The sequence below is a fragment of the Agrobacterium sp. NPDC058088 genome (genome assembly GCF_042885035.1).
GTDB lineage: Bacteria > Pseudomonadota > Alphaproteobacteria > Rhizobiales > Rhizobiaceae > Agrobacterium.
The window spans coordinates 377,489-394,630 of the sequence record NZ_JBHVSU010000002.1 but is presented as its reverse complement, the minus strand read 5'-3'; the positions used below and the strand labels follow the sequence as shown (position 1 = coordinate 394,630).

At 60.6% G+C, this 17,142-nt stretch carries 15 protein-coding genes and 1 pseudogene; 6 read left to right on the top strand and 10 right to left on the bottom strand.

All coding sequences use genetic code 11. The features are described from left to right. The first annotated feature begins 130 nt into the window (after window positions 1-130). Complete coding sequence (locus ACFVTJ_RS07180) at window positions 131-913, top strand: glycosyltransferase family 32 protein (RefSeq protein WP_386905906.1); 783 nt, start codon at window positions 131-133, stop codon at window positions 911-913. Between the two features lie 68 nt (window positions 914-981). Here ACFVTJ_RS07180 and ACFVTJ_RS07175 read toward each other — a convergent pair whose 3' ends face one another. The 4 genes from ACFVTJ_RS07175 to ACFVTJ_RS07160 form a co-directional block, all read right to left on the bottom strand. Beyond that, a complete protein-coding gene (locus ACFVTJ_RS07175; RefSeq protein WP_386905904.1) occupies window positions 982-1,944 on the bottom strand; it encodes an alpha/beta hydrolase family protein in 963 nt (320 codons plus the stop codon). A gap of 164 nt (window positions 1,945-2,108) precedes the next feature. Beyond that, a complete protein-coding gene (locus ACFVTJ_RS07170) occupies window positions 2,109-3,734 on the bottom strand; it encodes a cisplatin damage response ATP-dependent DNA ligase (protein ID WP_386905902.1) in 1,626 nt (541 codons plus the stop codon). Between the two features lies 1 nt (window position 3,735). Then, window positions 3,736-4,746, bottom strand: coding sequence for a ligase-associated DNA damage response exonuclease (locus tag ACFVTJ_RS07165; protein ID WP_386906889.1), 1,011 nt, complete (start codon window positions 4,744-4,746; stop codon window positions 3,736-3,738). Window positions 4,747-5,061: 315 nt separating this feature from the next. Then, complete coding sequence (locus ACFVTJ_RS07160; RefSeq protein ID WP_386905900.1) at window positions 5,062-6,591, bottom strand: MDR family MFS transporter; 1,530 nt, start codon at window positions 6,589-6,591, stop codon at window positions 5,062-5,064. A 141-nt stretch (window positions 6,592-6,732) separates the two neighbouring features. Between ACFVTJ_RS07160 and ACFVTJ_RS07155 the strand changes: the two genes are divergently transcribed. Together ACFVTJ_RS07155 and ACFVTJ_RS07150 are read left to right on the top strand one after the other, a co-directional pair. Then, a complete protein-coding gene (locus ACFVTJ_RS07155; RefSeq protein WP_386905898.1) occupies window positions 6,733-7,248 on the top strand; it encodes a MarR family winged helix-turn-helix transcriptional regulator in 516 nt (171 codons plus the stop codon). Between the two features lie 82 nt (window positions 7,249-7,330). Then, a complete protein-coding gene (locus ACFVTJ_RS07150; protein ID WP_386905896.1) occupies window positions 7,331-7,990 on the top strand; it encodes a glutathione S-transferase family protein in 660 nt (219 codons plus the stop codon). A gap of 178 nt (window positions 7,991-8,168) precedes the next feature. Here ACFVTJ_RS07150 and ACFVTJ_RS07145 read toward each other — a convergent pair. Together ACFVTJ_RS07145 and ACFVTJ_RS07140 are read right to left on the bottom strand one after the other, a co-directional pair. Next, window positions 8,169-8,788 (bottom strand): annotated as a pseudogene (locus ACFVTJ_RS07145) (glutathione S-transferase family protein). A gap of 134 nt (window positions 8,789-8,922) precedes the next feature. Next, window positions 8,923-9,921 (bottom strand): asparaginase, encoded by a 999-nt coding sequence (locus ACFVTJ_RS07140; protein WP_386905894.1) that lies wholly within the window; start codon window positions 9,919-9,921, stop codon window positions 8,923-8,925. 73 nt (window positions 9,922-9,994) lie between these two features. Between ACFVTJ_RS07140 and ACFVTJ_RS07135 the strand changes: the two genes are divergently transcribed. After that, complete coding sequence (locus ACFVTJ_RS07135) at window positions 9,995-10,747, top strand: DUF3750 domain-containing protein (RefSeq protein ID WP_386905892.1); 753 nt, start codon at window positions 9,995-9,997, stop codon at window positions 10,745-10,747. Window positions 10,748-10,751: 4 nt separating this feature from the next. Here ACFVTJ_RS07135 and ACFVTJ_RS07130 read toward each other — a convergent pair whose 3' ends face one another. Further along, window positions 10,752-12,095: a chloride channel protein gene (locus ACFVTJ_RS07130; RefSeq protein WP_386905890.1), complete on the bottom strand. Its 1,344-nt coding sequence runs from the start codon at window positions 12,093-12,095 to the stop codon at window positions 10,752-10,754. A gap of 145 nt (window positions 12,096-12,240) precedes the next feature. Here ACFVTJ_RS07130 and ACFVTJ_RS07125 point away from each other — a divergent pair, with 145 nt between their 5' ends. After that, the gene (locus ACFVTJ_RS07125; RefSeq protein WP_022555781.1) at window positions 12,241-12,513 is read left to right on the top strand and encodes a YlcI/YnfO family protein; all 273 of its coding nucleotides are present in this window, start codon (window positions 12,241-12,243) and stop codon (window positions 12,511-12,513) included. Beyond that, complete coding sequence (locus tag ACFVTJ_RS07120) at window positions 12,510-12,809, top strand: type II toxin-antitoxin system RelE/ParE family toxin (RefSeq protein WP_003511881.1); 300 nt, start codon at window positions 12,510-12,512, stop codon at window positions 12,807-12,809. Before ACFVTJ_RS07125 ends, ACFVTJ_RS07120 begins: the two co-directional genes overlap by 4 nt. A 3-nt stretch (window positions 12,810-12,812) precedes the next feature. Here the strand turns inward: ACFVTJ_RS07120 and betA are convergent, their stop codons facing one another. The 3 genes from betA to betI all read right to left on the bottom strand — a co-directional run bounded on the left by betA (window position 12,813) and on the right by betI (window position 16,800). After that, window positions 12,813-14,462 carry a choline dehydrogenase gene (gene betA / locus ACFVTJ_RS07115; RefSeq protein ID WP_386905887.1) on the bottom strand — a complete coding sequence of 550 codons (1,650 nt, stop codon included), beginning with the start codon at window positions 14,460-14,462 and terminating at the stop codon, window positions 12,813-12,815. A gap of 224 nt (window positions 14,463-14,686) precedes the next feature. Continuing rightward, window positions 14,687-16,168, bottom strand: coding sequence for a betaine-aldehyde dehydrogenase (gene betB, locus ACFVTJ_RS07110; RefSeq protein ID WP_386905885.1), 1,482 nt, complete (start codon window positions 16,166-16,168; stop codon window positions 14,687-14,689). Between the two features lie 11 nt (window positions 16,169-16,179). Then, window positions 16,180-16,800: a transcriptional regulator BetI gene (gene betI, locus ACFVTJ_RS07105; RefSeq protein WP_386905883.1), complete on the bottom strand. Its 621-nt coding sequence runs from the start codon at window positions 16,798-16,800 to the stop codon at window positions 16,180-16,182. Between the last annotated feature and the right edge of the window lie 342 nt (window positions 16,801-17,142).

The window sequence follows — 17,142 nt, the reverse complement described above, 5'->3', positions numbered from 1 at the left end:
CCGAGCCTCGTTAATCCGGGGCTCGGCCGGTCTCATTTTCAGCGTATTGACAAACCAATTGTGTGCAATAAAACCCGCGCACCGCCGCTTACGCGCGTGATAATCGATTCCACACGCAGGAGCGCTGGACTTGGCAAAGCATGACTACAACCCCGTTGCGTACCGCGCGATCAAGATCGGCGGCAACATCGTCAAGGTCATCTTTTCCATCGATCTTTTCCTTCGGCCTGGCAGAAGAAAAACGCTTCCCGCGCATCAACCGGCCCGCCGCCATCCGAAATCGGAAAAGGCCATTCCCCGTATCATCTGGCAGACCAACTATTCCAACCGTGTGACAACGCCGATCTATGCGAATTTCCTGTTCAACCGCTGGCTGACGCCGGAATTCGAATATCGCTACCATGATGACGAGGCATGTCAGGCCTATATCGACCGGCATTTTCCCGGCCGTTACGCCGATGCTTTCCGGCGATTGCAGGTGGGCGCGGCTAAAGCGGATTTCTGGCGTATTCTGGTGCTCCTTCAGGAAGGCGGCATCTATCTGGATATCGATTCCAATTTTGCGGCCCGCCCGGAAGATGTGATCGGCAGTGACGAAGAAGCCGTTTTCATTGCCATGAAAGATGGTGAAATCACTAACTACTTCATGGCATCCAAACCCGGCCATCCGGCGCTGAAGCTGATAGCCGACCGTATTGCCCAGAATATCGAAGAGGGAACGCTCGTCAGCGTTTATGACATGACGGGCCCGACGGTGGTGCATGCCGTCGTCAAGGAGCTTGGTCTGCCGGTGCGCAATTATCGCGAGATGTGCACCCAGGGGCAATTCACCAACAAACGCGCCCAATATGCCGACAAGAAAGATGGCGCGTGGTGGGCCGAGCAGGCCAAGACGTCGATCATCAAAAACTAGGCATCATCAAAAACTAGGCGTCAAACTCGGATGCCCTGCGCCGCTCATCGGCCGCGCAATATTGCATGTCAGACGAACGCGTTGAAAAGGCGGATGCTCTCCTCCACCGCATGCGGCACCACGCCATTGTGGCTGCCGGGCAGCAGTTTCTTGTCGATCTTGAAGCCGGATGTCAGGGCACGATCCACGAAAAGCTGGTGATCGGCATCGAAAGGCCGCTCCTCCGTGCCGCGCAGAAGCAGCGTCGGGCATTTGAGGCTGGGGCCGAAACAGACGGACGAGCGCATGATGAATTCGCGCTCATCGGTCTCGTCGAAACAGATTTCGTCGCTATAGCGATTGAAATAACGCCAGGAATTGACACCGGCCGAGATCGGGGCCGCAGCCCGGAACCTGCGGCTCATGGCGGCCAGAAGCGTAAGCGTTCCGCCGTTGGAATGGCCGGCAATGAAGAAACGATTTCTGTCGATGCCGGGGAGATTTTCCAGATAGGTCGCCGCCGCCAGCGCATCCGTCGTTTCGTTGTAAAAACCGGAATAATTGCCGCTCTGGCCATTCTCCCCCCGGAAGGACGGCAAAAGCACGACATAACCCGCCTCCCAATAGGGCTTCATCAGCGCCCAGTGGCCATCACCGGTGGCATTGCCGCCATGAAGAAACAGGACAGCGGGTTTCAGCGTTTTTGAGGGCTGGTAATGGGAGAGCCACGCGACAAGCTCGATCGAACCATCCGGCCCGCCGGGATAGGTGATGCGTTCCGCGCCCGGCGGCGTGCCCAGCGCCGAGGATTTTTCCGGGGCGGCCATCTTTCGCAACAGATGGGTGTGAAACCGTTTGCGCGCCTCCGCATAATCCTGCCGTTCCAGCGGCAAAACCTCGGGGGCAACGATGCCCGCTTTCGCGCGCGGCGGTAAAAATGCGGCCACAGACAGGCCAATGGCACCGGCCAGCAAGCTACGCCGGGTTATGCTCGAAATGGGCGTGCTCTCTTCCTGTCCGAAGGCTGAGGAAAGAAAGCGCTTGTCTGCCATATGGTCACCTGAAGAGGATGGTTGTAACAGCAGTTCAGCACTGCGGCGGGGAGCTGTCCAATCACGGATTCGCGAATGACAACAATGTATTCGCAGCCATCATGGCAATTTCTGGACAGATACTCCGTGCTTTCACAGGAATGAGGCAGCTGGCCGCCACGTCCCTACCCTTCCACGCCATCGATCATTGCCACCAGCGTCGAAAGCCGGTCCGCCTCGGCCGGCAATTTATCGGCCCGCAACCTTGCAATGCGGGGGAAGCGCATCGCGACACCGGATTTGTGGCGGGTGGAGCGGTTGATGCCCTCAAAGGCCACCTCCAGCACGAAACCGAGATCCGGCGTGGCGCGCACCGCCCGCACAGGGCCAAAACGCTCGACGGTATTGTCGCGCACGAACTTGTCCAGCACCTCCAGTTCCGCATCGGTGAAGCCGAAATAGGCCTTGCCCACGGGAACAAGTTGTTCGCCGTCCTCGCCTTCCGCCCAGACACCGAAGGTGAAATCGGAATAATAGCTCGATCTTTTGCCGTGGCCGCGCTGGGCATACATCATGACGGCGTCGATATTGTAGGGATCGCGTTTCCACTTGAACCAGGGGCCCTTGGCGCGCCCGGCCTGATAGGTGCTGTCGCGGCGCTTGATCATCACCCCCTCGATCACAGGATCGGGCGGCGCGGCGCGTAGCGTATCGAGTTCCTGCCAGCTGGAAAAGCCGATCAGCGGCGAGAGGTCAAAGCGATCATGCGGCGCGCGCTCGATGATGTCAGAGAGGCGGCCGCGGCGCTCCAGATAGGTTCGCGCACGAACGTCGCTTTCACCGTCGAACAGCAGATCATAAGCACGGATGAAGGCCGGATAGTCGTCCTGCATCTTTGCCGTCACCGTCTTGCGGTTCAGCCGCTGCTGCAGGTCGGAGAAGGTGCGGGTGAGATTGTTGGAGCGTGCCGTGCCGCCAATCAACAATTCACCATCCATCACGCCTTCGAAATCGATCGCTTCCAGCACGTCGGGAAAGGCGCCGGAAATATCATCGCCCGATCGCGAATAGAGTTTGCGCGTCTCACCGGCGCGGGACAATTGCACACGGATGCCGTCCCATTTCCACTCCGCCGCGTAATCGGCGGGATCGAGCGCATCGAGATCGCCATCGGCCACCGGCGTCGCCAGCATGACCGAATGGAAGATGGCGGGCGTTGCCAGCACCGGCCGGTCGGACTTGCCCTCCAGCCAGGCGAAAAGCGGCGTATAGGGCGGCGTCAGGCCGTGCCAGAGGGTCTCGATTTCGGTGATGTCCTTGCCTGCAAAATCCGCCAGCGCCTGCCGTGCCAGCCGCGCCGAAACGCCGATGCGCAGGCTGCCGGTTGCGAGTTTGAGGAAAGCGAAACGCGAAGAGGTATCGAGCCGATCCAGGAGATCGCGCACCGCGCCGCGCACCTCCGTGCGACCAAGCGAATTCATCAGAGTGACGACATCCCCAAGGCGCGGATCCTGTGCCTCGGAGTCGTCCGCGCCGCCGATATTGCCCCAGACCAGTGAGATGGTTTCGGCGAGATCGCCGACATAATCATAGGAATAACGGAACAGCACCTCGTCCATGCGCTCCAGCACCAGCTCGCGCAGCATGGCGGGTTTGACACTTTTAAGGTCCAGCGTCCCGGCAATGGCTGCGAGACCATAACCCCGGTCGGGATCGGGCGTATCGCGGAAATAATCGGTCAACAGCTTCAGCTTGCCATTGCGCGACGGGGTGAGGACCAGGCGGTCAAGAAGAGTGGCGAAGGCTTTCATCTCAATCCCCCTCATCCTCGTAACCAACGAGATGCAGCGGCTTGGCGGCAATGCCCTGCAATTCGCACCAACGCACCAGCGCCTCCTCCCGGCCATGGGTGACCCAGACGGCCTGTGGGGAGATTTCCTTGATCGTCTCCAGCAGTTCCGGCCAGTCGCAATGGTCCGATATGACGAGCGGCAGTTCAACTCCGCCCTGCTTTGCCCTCTGCCGCACCATCATCCAGCCGGACGCGAAGGCGATCAGCGGTTCGTTGAAGCGCCGCGCCCAGCGCTCCTGAAACGCCGAGGGCGGGCCGACGACGATCGCGCCCTTGAAGGCAGCGGGGTTGCTTTTCTCCAGTGTCGCGGGCCTGAGCTCCCCGAGGTCAATGCCCTGCGAAACGTAATAGTCGCAGAGTCGTGCCAGCGCACCGTGAATATAAATGGGATCGGAATAGCCGTTGTCGCGGAGCAGACGGATGACGCGTTGCGCCTTGCCCAGCGAATAGGCGCCGACAAGGTGCGTCCGCTCGGGAAACTGTTTGATGGAGGTGAGCAGCTTGGCCGTTTCCACGCGCGGCAGCGGATGATGAAACACCGGCAGGCCGAAGGTGGCTTCGGTGATGAAGACATCGCAGGGCACCGTCTCGAAGGGGGCGCAGGTGGGGTCGATGCCGCGCTTGTAATCGCCGGACGCGACGATGCGCAGGCCGTTCATTTCCACGGAAATCTGCGCCGAGCCGAGGACATGGCCTGCCGGATGGAAACCGACGGTAACACCGTTCACCTCCACCCTCTCGCCGAAGCCAACCGCCTGCTCGCTGCCGCAGAAATCCTCGCCATAACGGATGCGCATGATATCCAGCGTCTGGCGCGTGGCCAGCACCGCGCCATGGCCGGCGCGGGCATGATCGGAATGACCATGGGTGATGAGCGCCCGCGCCACGGGCCGCACGGGATCGATATAAAAATCACCCGCCGGGCAATAAAGGCCCTTGGGCGTGGAATTCAGGAGCTGTTCCGGCTTCATGTTCATTGAGATAGGGCCGCCCGCGCGAATCTGAAGTGCTGCGAGCATAACGCGGAACGCGCGTTAAATTTCCAGTGGGGGTGTTTTTGTTTTACCGGATCATGGTGGTGAGACACATTGCACGGCCCCTCCTTTCCCTCATTCCTGTGCTCGTCACAGGAATCCAGCCAACGCGCGTCAGCGCGGTGGGAAGAGTCTTTTCAGCCCAAAGGACTCGGGCTGGCTGGATCCCTGTGACAAGCACAGGGATGAGGGTATCGTGAGCAACGTGGACAAGGTGCGCCAATTCCATCGCACCGTCTTAGGTGACAGCTCTTACTCCCCCGCCCCTTCGGCCGGCTTTGTCTGCGCCGCCGCCGGCAGCCGCACCGGTTTCAGCATCAGCGCCGCGGCAAGGCCGATGGCGGCGGTTGCGGCTGCGGCGAAGAACAGCGGCGTAAACGCATCCGAGTAGAGCGAGGCGACGGCGGCTTGCGAGGCGGCCGGGAGTTCGGAGAGCACTTTCGGCGTCAGTTCCTCGATCTTGCCGACGCCGGGAATGTCGACCGCCACGCCCTTGAGGCTCGATGACACGATGGCGCCATAGACCGAGATGGCAATTGCCGCGCCACCCATGCGGGTCAGGGTCACCGCACCGCTCGCCGCACCGATATCCGCCTTGGGCGCGGAATTCTGCACGCCGATGATCGGCGCCTGCTGGCCGAGGCCGACCGCAAAGCCTTGTGCCAACATGAGGACCGCAATCACCCAAAGCGGCGTGCCAGCATGCATTTGCGTGAACAGCAGCATGGCGATGAGATTGATGGAGAGACCCGCCACCGAGAAGGGCTTGTAGACGCCGGTAATCGAGATTAGCCGTCCGGCCGAAAGCGAACCCATGACGATGCCCCCGGTGACCGCGATGAAGAACAGGCCGGCATGGGAGGGGGAAAGGCCGGTGGTGGTTTGCAGGAACAGGGCATAATAATTGACCATGCCGATACCGATGCCGCCGCTGGTCAGCGAAACGATCATCAACAGCGGAAAAGTGCTGTCCTTGAAGAGACGCAGCGGCACGACCGGTTCCGGCGCGCGGCGTTCCACCTGCACCCAGAGGAACGCAGCGATGACAGCAAAAGCGATGATGCCGAGACTTGGGGCTGCGATGAGCGAGCCGAACAATTCGCTGCTGTCCGCCCAGAAGACCACGCTAGCAATGGTGGCCGCCAAAAGAATAGCACCGAGATAATCGATCTTCGGCTGGCGCGCCGGGCGCCGGTAGGGCAGCATCAGCGCCAGACCGGCGATAACGATGATGCCGAGTGGCAGATTGATCAGGAAGATCGACCGCCAGCCAAAGAGATCACTCATCGTGCCGCCGAGGATCGGGCCGACACTGCCTGACGCCATGATGGTGAGGCTGGAATAGCTCTGGTAACGGGCGCGTTCGCGCGGTTCGAACAGATCCGCATTGACGGAAAAGATCGAGACCATGATGCCGCCGCCACCAAGCCCCTGAAGAACGCGGGCGGCAATCAGCGAATCCATCGACCATGCCAGCCCGCAGGCGAGCGAGCCGAGCGTGAAGATGACGACCGCCGCGATCATCACATATTTCCGGCCGAACAGGTCGCCGAGCTTGCCATAGACAGGCATGACGGCGCTGGTCGCCAGCAGATAGGCAGAGCCGATCCATCCGAAGCGCTCCAGCGCGCCGAACTCACCGACGATGGTGGGAAGTGCCGTCGATACGATCTGGTTATCGAGTGTCGCCATGAACATGGCCAGCATCAGAAACAGAAAGACGATGAGCCTGCGGCGATGATCCGACACAAGCGGCGCCACGGAGGCGGTGGACATATCCATGAAAAATCTCGTTGGCTTCAGGCGGATTTGCTGTGACAATTTGTGTGCTATCAGCATATATATGTCAATGGCAAGTTTTTGACATCTGTGCTATTGCCGCTAAACGTGATCGGAAAACAGCATCGAAAGGGACGATGAAGCGTGTCGACTGAGGAAAACTGGAACGAGGATCTGCCCGAGGACATCAAGCGGATCGGCAATACGATGACGCGCATGCGCATCATGATCGGCCGCCGCATCATCGGCCGCATGGCGCTTGCCAGGCTCGCTCCGGGTCTCGAACTTTCCCATATCGACGTGCTCGACATTCTGCGCCGGACGGAGGGCGATGTGACCGTGGGCGCGATTGCCGAGGGCATGCGCATCGATCCCTCCCGCGGCAGCCGGGTGGTGGCGGATATGGTCGGGCGCGGCCTGCTGAAACGCGGCGTTTCCCAGGAGGACGGCCGCCGCAGCATCGTCGAAATCACGCCGCTCGGCACCAGTCTTTTGCAGGAAATGCGCCGGACCAAGATGAGCGTCATCGAGGATGTGATGGATGGTTGGCCGGCGGAGGATGTAGAGACATTCGCTCGCCTGTTCGAGCGGTTCATCGACCGTTTCGAATGCCGGCTCTCGCCGGATACGGACCTTCTCCCGGATCAGAAAAAATCATAGTTGGCGCTGCAATCCACAGCTTCACTTTAAGAGGGCTAGACCGTAACTTGCCGCCATCTGACAGGTTGAAGGGGTAATTTCGATGTTGACGATTTACGGTGTCTACCGTTCCCGCGCCACACGCACATTATGGCTGGCAGGCGAACTCGGCATAGAATTCAAGCATGTGCCGGTGATACAGGCCCGCCGCCTTGCCGATCCGCTGGCTGCGGATGCGCCGCTCAACACGCTGTCTCCGGACTTCCTGGCCGTCAACCCGATGGGCACCATTCCCTGCATCGAGGATGACGGCATGGTGCTTTACGAATCCATGGCCATCAATCTCTACCTCGCCCGCAAATATGGCGGACCGCTTGCGCCCATCGATCTGAAGGAAGATGCGGCGATGCTGCAATGGTCCTTCTTTGCCGCGACAGAAGTCGAAAGCAATTCGCTGAAGATTTCCTCCGCCATCGCCGAAGGCCTGTCGGAAAGCGATGCCGGCAGGGCAGTGATCGATGTTGCCAGCCGCCTGCTGAAACGCCCCTTCCGGGTGCTGGAGCAGCATCTTTCCAGCCACGACTATCTGGTGGGCGACCGTTTCACCGTCGCCGATCTCAACGCGGCGGAAATCGTTCGTTACGCACAGGGCCACAAGCCGCTTTTCGATGCCCATCCGGCGCTGAAAGCCTGGCTGGATCGTTGCCAGGCCCGCACGGCATTCAAGACCATGTGGGATACGCGTGCAGCCGAGGCGGCTTGAGCGGGAGAACATTCCGCGATCCTTCTTTCTCCACCCTCATTCCTGTGCTTGTCACAGGAATCCAGCCGACGCGCGTCCGCGCGGCGGGGAGAGTTCTTTCAGCCCAAGGACTTGGGCTGGCTGGATCCCTGTGACAAGCACAGGGATGAGGAGCAGCACAAAACCGAGTTGGGGCCTCTCAGCCCCTCTCCCCCGCTAGCGCCCGCTGCACCGCCGGGCGGTCGTTCATGCGTCGGAAGTGCTCGTGCACTTTCGGGAAACGGGCAATATCCACGCCGTCGCTTTCCAGCCATCCGGACATGACGAAAAGATAGGGATCGGCCACGGAATAGGCAGTGCCGAGAACCCATGGGCCACGCAGCATGCCGTGCTCGATCAGTTCGAAGCACTCGCCCATGGTCTGCGGCACCTTGGCCTTCATATCCTCAAGCGAGCTATCATTGCTCGCCCAGCGACTGCCGCGCCGGCCGTGGGCATGGGCGACATGCACCGTCGAAGAAATGAAGGCGTTGAAGGACTGCATCAACGCGAATTCGAAGGGATCGTCGAGCGGGCGAGTTTCTTCTCGGGCGCTATCTGGGCAATGAAGGCAAGGATGGCCGGCGTCTCCGTCAGCACGCCGCTTTCCGTCGCCAGTGCAGGCACGCGGCCCTTGGGATTGATCTTTAAAAATGCCTCGGAGCGTTGCTCGCCTTCCGCGAAATTGACGCGGTGGGCCTTGTAAGGCAGGCCCGATTCCTCAAGCACGATATGGCTGGCGCGGGAGCAGGAACCGGGGGAGAAAAACAATGTGAACATGGATATGCGACCTCCAAAGCAATGAAGCGCCCGCTTCTTCTTCATGCGGACGCCGCCCCGCGAGGGCGATGGGGTGGCCATCACGCGCAGGGCGCGTCATCATCGTGCCGGCAAACGGCCGCGTCAAAGGTTATTTAGAGACCGACAACCCTGACATCGCCGACATGGATGCCGTTCCAGTTGCGCATCTGCCGGTTCGCCATGCCGCTCAGCGCCTGTTGTTCGGCGCTGCCTTCATCGAAATAGCGGGCGAGCAATGCAGAAACCATGGCTTCCGCCGCGCGCGTCGTGCCGTCTTCGCATTTCACCGCCATGGCGAAGCCCTTTTCCGGCAGGGCGGCGACGAAGACGCCTTCCGCGCCGGTCTTTGCGAAAATCTTGCCCGGCGCGATCTGCATCAGCTTCGTGCAGGCGCGACCGGTGCCCGCCACGTAAAAAGGTTCTGCCATGCAGGCCTCGATGAGACGGCGCGAGGCGCTCGCCCGGCCGGCTTCCAGTCCCCTGCCCGTCGCCATCTTTGCGAAACCATGCGCCAGCCCTTTGAGCGGCACCGCATAGGTCGGGATGGAGCAGCCGTCTACGCCGCAATTGTCATGGCCGAGAGCAGCACCTGTCAGGCTTGCCATCGTCGCGCGGATTTCCCGCTGCAGCGGGTGGTCATAACCGACATAGCCCTTGGGGTCCGTGCCGGTATGGCAGCAGGCGCAGATGAAGCCTGAATGTTTACCGGAGCAATTATTGTGAAGCGCCGTCGGCTTTTCCAGCGTGCGGGCCTGATGGATGATGGTTTTCTGGTCGGAGGACCAGTGCGCGCCACATTCCAGCGTATCCACATCCCTGCCCGCTTTCGCCAGCATCGAAGCGGCGAGCTCAACATGCGCGTCCTCGCCGGAATGGGAGGAACAGGCAAACGCCAGTTCGCGGTTGCCGAAGCCGTAGGCATCCGCAGCACCACTTTCCACCAGCGGCAGGGCCTGCATGGCCTTGCAAGCCGAACGCGGGAAGATGCCGTGCTCGATATCGCCAGCCGAAAATAGCACCCCGCCATCGCCGTCCACCACCACGGCAAGGCCCTGATGGCGGCTTTCCACGAGATTGCCCCTGAAGACTTCGACGGTAACGGAATTGTTCATTCTCTCAGCCTCAAAAAATTCTGATTTCATGTGGTTGATAGCGCAATTGATTTTTCGATGCACGGGGCTGCCGGTGAAATTTGCAAAACGTCTGCTGCTGGCGATTTCCATTATCTACCTGCTGCCAGCATTGGCGTCAGCCGGACTATGGGCCATGAAGGACCATCCGCGCGGCTGGAACGCCGCCAGATGGTCATCGTCAGGTATGCTGCCGGCGGCTTCGAGCGACGGGCAGGCCGCCGTCTACGTATTCTCCGCCATGACCGGCGGCTTCAAGGGCTCGGTTGCGAGCCACGCCTGGGTCGTTCTGAAAAAGCCGGGCGCTGCGACCTATGACCGTTATGACAAGGTGGGATGGGGCACGCCGATCCGCCACAATGGCTATGCCGCCGACGCCTACTGGTATTCCAACATGCCGCGTGAGGTGGTGGCCATTCACGGCGCGGAAGCGGAAAAGCTGATCCCGAAGATCGAAAAGGCGATTGCCGACTATCCCTATGGCAAGCCGGGCGGCTATCGCATCTATCCCGGCCCCAACTCCAACACCTTCGTCGCCCATGTGCTGCGCAGCGTGCCCGAACTCGGCGTCGTGCTGCCGCCGGATGCGGTCGGCCGCGACTATCTGCCGGACGGTGCATTCTACCACATCGCCGACGACTGGAAGGATGCGAGTGTTTCGCTCGGCGGGTTGTTCGGCGTTTCGGCGGGTGTGCGCAGCGGTTTCGAGATCAATTTCCTCGGTCTTGTCGCGGGCGTCGATTTTGGCCGGCCGGGCGTGAAGATACCGGGACTCGGTTATTTCGGGGTGGCGGGCATCCGCGCATAAGCTGTCACGTTTCGTTAGCCTGAGCGGCGCGTCTGGCGCGGATGCTCTGGGCGATGAAGACCCGTGAAAGGCCGTGATAAAGCGGCTCGCGAGAAAACAGCCGCGACGTCAGATATCCCAGCATCGATGCGGCCATGATGGGCATGACGCCTTCATGATTGCCGGTCATTTCGAGAATAATGACAAAGGCCGTCATCGGCGCCTGCACGACGCCGGCAAAATAACCCGCCATGCCGACGATGGCGCCAAGGCCGATGCTGGTGCCGAGCAAGCTCGCCATGGTACTGCCGAAACCGGCGCCGACCGACAGAGACGGCGCAAAGATGCCGCCGGGTATGCCTGACATCATGGCAAGGAAAGTCGCCGCCAGTTTTTCGATGAAGAAGAAGGATGGCGCGGCTTGTCCCTCTATCGCCGCTCGGGCCTGCTCGTAACCGGTTCCGAACGTCGCGCCGCCTGTTGCGATGCCGAGGACGGCGGAAGCAAGGCCGCATGCGGCGGCAACCGCCAGCATTCGCTTCAGGGGCATGGTCTGGGCGAAACGGCGGATACGCGCGGAGAGCCGCAACGCCCCAGCACTGAACAGCGCGCCAAATGCACCACCGCCGACACCGCAGACAAGCACCAGCAGCCAGTCCATCGTCGTTTTCGCCATGACCGAACTGGTGCCGAAGTAGGTATAGCTGCCGACCAGAGCCAGCGAGGCAAGGCCCGACAGGATGACGGCGGTGAGCACAAGGCCGTTGGCGCGGGATTCGTAAGTCTTGCTCATCTCCTCGATGGCGAAGACGATGCCCGCAAGCGGCGTGTTGAAGGCTGCGGCAATGCCCGCCGCCGATCCGGCGAGGATGAGACCCTTCGCCTGGGCCATGCCGCCCCAGCGGGCGGCCTGCAGCATGATCGAGGCGCCCACCTGAACCGTTGGCCCCTCACGGCCAATCGACGCGCCGGAGAGCAGACCGGCGACCGTGAGCACCACCTTGCCGAAAGCAAGCTTCAGCGACAGAAGCCGCGAACGATCCGCATCGTCCCGCAGGTGCCGGGCGGCGATGGCCTGCGGAATGCCGCTACCGCCGGCATTGGGGAAAACCGTGATCGCGAGCCAGGCGCAAAGGGTGAAGCCGAGCGGGGTAACGATGAGCGGCAGCAAAAACGCCCATTCACCTGAGGACGTGGCCGCGAAGAAGAGGTGCTGGGCGCGATCCGCTGCCCACGCGAAACCGACGCTGATAAGGCCAACGGCAATCGCGCCGATCCAGAAAACCGCCCTTGGCTTCCAAATCCGCCATGAACCCCAGACGACACGGGAACGGCGGAGCATTTTCAGCTTTTTGTAGTCGACGGGCATGGGGATCCAGATTAGTGATTTCGGCAGAGGCAGGCGGAAAGACCTTTTATCTGCCTGCCGACTGAGCTTTGCAAGTTTTGGATTTGACTTTTACCGAGCGTCACGACATCATCTGCATCGCAAATGCAACGCACGGAGAGACAAGATGAAAACCGCAACTTTGCCTTCGCTGCGTGTGACCGCGGATTTCCGCGAGGCGGCAGAAAGCGTGCTGAAGGACGGCGAAACGCTATCGTCATTTGTCGAGGATTCGGTCCGCAGGCAGGTGCAAATCCGCAAATCGCAGGCGGAGTTCATTGCGCGCGGGCTGGCGTCGCTTGAGGAAGCGGAGCGCACTGGCGTCTATTATAGCACCGACGATGTTCTTTCGATGATGCAAAGAAAACTCGATGCTGCGAAAGCCGCTAAACGGAAATGACATATCAGCTTCGTTATACCGAAGAAGCACTGGCGGATTTCGATCGCATCTATGATTTTCTGATCGCATACGACATCAATGTGGCCGAGAAGGCCATTCACGCCATAAGAGCAGGATTAGACATTCTCAGCGATTTTCCCTTCAGTTGCCGTAAGGCGTCTTCTGAAAACGGGCTGATACGTGAACTCCTCGTGCCGTTCGGTTCGTCAGGCTATATCGTGCTGTTCCGCATCGACGGCCCGGAAACAGTAACCATCGCCGCCGTTCGCCACCAGCGCGAGGATGATTACCATTGACCTTTACCGGTCGCTGACAGCCGCGCGCGGGTTTACCCACGGTTCCTGATTGGAGCGCGGCAGCGGGGTTTTGCCGAGAATGTGGTCCGCCGCCTTTTCGCCAGTCATGATCGAGGGGCCGTTGAGGTTGCCATAGGTCACGTGCGGGAAGATCGAGCTGTCTGCAACGCGCAACCCTTCCACACCGATGACGCGGCATTCGGGATCGACTACCGCCATCGGGTCATTCCTGTCGCCCATGCGGCAGGTGCCGCAGGGGTGGTAGGCGCTTTCCAGATGCTCGCGCAAAAAGGCGTCAATCTGGTCGTCCGTCTCGATCTTTTCCCCCGGCTGGATTTCCGGTCCGCGAAAATCATCAAAGGCCTTCTGGCCAAAAATTTCGCGCGTGAGGCGCACGCAATGGCGGAATTTTTCCCAATCCTCTGGGTGGCTCATATAGTTGAAGCGAATGACCGGCTCGTCTGAGGGATCCGCGGAGCGCAGGGTGACGTTGCCGCGCGATTTCGACAGGTTGTAGCCGACATGCGCCTGAAAACCATGGCTTTTCGCCGCCGCCTTGCCGTCGTATGAAATGGCGACGGGCAAGAAATGATACTGGATGTCAGGCTGTTTCAGCCCCGGCGCAGAGCGCAGGAAGGCGCAGGCCTCGAATTGGTTGGAGGCGCCAAGCCCGCCTTTCGACAGCAGCCATTGCGCACCGGCCACGCCCTGCCAGAACCACGGAAGCCACGAATAAAGCGACACCGGCTTGGTGGACACCTGCTGGAAATAAAACTCCATGTGGTCCTGAAGATTGGCACCAACGCCCGGGCGATCCGCCTTCACCTCAATGCCCATGTCTTTCAGATGCGCGGCGGGGCCGATGCCCGAGAGCATCAGCAGCTTCGGCGAATTGAAGGAGGAGGCCGAGACGATGACCTCGCGACCGGCCTTGATGGTCTCGACCGCACCCCTGCGCTCGATTTCGACGCCCACGGCGCGGCCGTTCTCGATGACGATCTTGCGGGCGAAACCGTTGACCAGCGTGACATTGCCGCGCTTCAACGCCGGTTTCAGATAGGCATTCGCGGCGGACCAGCGACGGCCATTGTGGATGGTCTGCTCCATCAGGCCAAAGCCTTCCTGTTTGGAGCCGTTATAGTCATCCGTCAGTTCAAACCCCGCCTGCGCGCCGGCCTGAATGAAAGCGTGAAACAGCGGATTGTTGACCGGCCCGCGCTGCACATGCAGCGGCCCATCCGTGCCACGCCAGCCTTCCTCGCCGCCATGGCTGTGTTCCATACGCTTGAAATAAGGCAGCACATCCGCATAGGCCCAACCCTGCGCCCCGAGCTCTTCCCAACGGTTGAAATCTTCGGCATGGCCGCGCACGTAAACGAGGCCGTTGATGGAGGACGAACCGCCGATGACCTTGCCACGCGGGGCGGTGATGCGGCGATTATTGAGGTTCGGTTCGGGCTCGGAGAGGTAACCCCAATTGTAGCGCTTCATGCTCATCGGCCAGGCAAGAGCCGCCGGCATCTGGATGAAGGGGCCAAAATCGGAACCGCCGGCCTCTATGACGATGACGGAATAGCGACCATCTTCCGACAGGCGGTAGGCGATGGCGGAACCTGCGGAGCCGGAGCCGACGATGATGTAATCTGCTTGCATTGGTTGCTCCACTTGGGGCTTTGGTTCCGATGGCTATTTCCGGGTGGGGCTTACCCCCCTCTGCCCTGCCGGGCATCTCCCCCACAAGGAGGGAGATCGGCAAGACGATGGGACATCCCTTCATTTGCGACCTCGAAGTAGGGCGCGACGTGGCCGCAGGTCGATCTCCCCCCTTGTGGGGGAGATGTCCGGCAGGACAGAGGGGGGTGAACCCCCACTGAACCTCAATAAGGCGCGTCCACCTTCCCCGTGCTCACATAAACCGTCTTCAACTCGCTATAATGCTCCAGCGCCGCCGCCGAATTCTCACGGCCGAAGCCGGATTGTTTCGAGCCGCCGAAGGGAATTTCCACCGGGCAGAGATTATATGTATTGATCCACAGCGTGCCCGCCTCCAGCTGATCCACCACACGGTGTGCGCGGGCGAGATCGGCGGTGAAGACGCCGCCGGCCAGCCCGAATTCGGTGGCGTTGGCGCGGGCGAGAACCTCTTCCTCGTCGTCAAAATCCAGCACGCACATGACGGGCCCGAAGATTTCCTCGCGGGCGATGGTCATCTCGTCGGTCACGTCGGCGAACACGGTGGGCTGCACATAAGCGCCCTCGCCCGCAACATTGTTAGGAATGCCGCCGCCGGTGATGAGCGTCGCGCCTTCCGCCTTGCCCTTTTCGATATAGGAGAGAACCTTCTCCTGCTGGGCCTTGGAGACCAGCGGGCCGAGATGGGTGGCGTAATCGAGGGGATCGCCGAGGATCATCGCTTCCGTGCGGCTTTTCAGGTTGTCGAGGAAGCGCGCCTTCGCCTTCTTCTGCACAAAAACGCGGGTGCCGTTCGAGCAGACCTGACCGGAGGAATAGAAATTGCCAAGCATTGCGCCGCCGACAGCGCTTTCGATATCGGCGTCGTCGAAGACGATCAGCGGCGACTTGCCGCCGAGTTCCATGGTGACATGCTTCAAATGCCCGGCGGCGGCAGCGGCCACCTTGCGGCCGGTCGGCACAGAGCCGGTGAGAGAAACCTTGGCGACATCGGGATGGTTGACCAGAAGCGGACCGGTGTCACGATCGCCCTGAATGACGTTAAAGAGGCCCTTGGGAAGACCAGCCTCGATCAGAATTTCGGCAATCTTCAGTGCGCCGAGCGGGGTGTTTTCCGAAGGCTTGAAGACCATGGCATTGCCGGCGACGAGTGCCGGGGCTGCCTTCCAGCAGGCGATCTGCTGCGGATAGTTCCACGCGCCAATGCCAACGCAGACGCCGAGCGGCACACGTTTCGTATAGGCGAAATCGCCGCCGAGCGGGATGTAATCACCATTCAATGCGGAAGGGGCGATGCCGCCGAAAAATTCGAAGGCATCCGCACCCGAGGTCGGGTCGGCAACTATGGTTTCCTGAATGGGCTTGCCTGTATCCAGCGTCTCCAGCGTGGACAGCGCGTCGTTGCGTTCACGCATGATATCGGCGGCGCGTTTGAGGATGCGGCCACGCGCCATGGGGCTCATTGCCGCCCATTCCTTCTGGGCGCGCTTGGCCGAGGCGATGGCACGCTCGACAATCGCCGGCGTTGCGGCGTGAAGCCGGGCGATGATCTCGCCGGTTGCGGGGAAGATGCTCTCGAACGGCGTGCCGGTATTATCCTCGACATAATCGCCGTCGATGAAATGCGAGGCTTTCGGCTGCGCCCTGAGCGGCGTCGCGATGGTCATATCGAAGTCTCCTAGAGAATGCGGATGGACGGCTTTTGGCGCTGTCCGTCGGGAAAAGATTTGAGCTGCATGTCGAAATAATCCTCGACCAGCGCCGGCGCCGAAGCGAGGCCGAGCGGGGCGGAACGCAGGCTGTGCCTGATATAAAGCCCGTCGATCAGCGCCGCCGCTCCTTCTGCTATGCGTGCGGCATCAACGGGCGGGCAGAGCCGGTTGAGGCTTGCCATGAGGTTGGAGCGCAGGCGGCGGGAATAAATCACCAGCAGCCGCCGGGTTTCCTCCGAACGCTGCGCCTCGACGTAAAAGGCAAGCCATGCCGCCACCGTCTCCGGCGTGAACTGGTCGCTCTGGAAGGAGACATGCACGATGGCGCTCAGCTTTTCGCGAGGACCGGATGCGCGGATCAATGCCGCTACGGCATCGCGCCTGAGATCGCGCAGCAGGCTGCGGATGGTTTCCAGAAGCAGCTGCTGCTTGCTGCCGAAATAATGATGCGCAAGGGCCGCCGAGACGCCGGCTTCCCGGGCGATATCAGACATTGTCACATTCAGCGAACCATGGTGGCCTATGGTGCGCAATGCCGCATCCACAAGCGCCTTGCGGCGCAGAGGCTCCATTCCAATCTTGGGCATGAGTGTCTCCTTGATGGAGCGCAAAATATTCTTGATTGACTGATCAATCAATAAAAAACGCGCCATTTCATGTCGCGGATTTGCGATGGATCACATTTTTTGCCGTTGCATGGTGTTGATTTCACACGCACCGGCCACACCGGCGAACCCATACTGCGGCCCGGATCACGGGGGAAAAACTAAACCGTGATATACTGCGAATTGGGAATAGGATGCGTTTCGTGCTACTATCGTCTTTGATACAAATTTCGTTGGAAGCGGCGCCAGACGAAAAACGATAAAAACGCCCGCCATAGACCACGACGGCACCCGATCCGTAAACCGGACATCGAAAGACCGTTC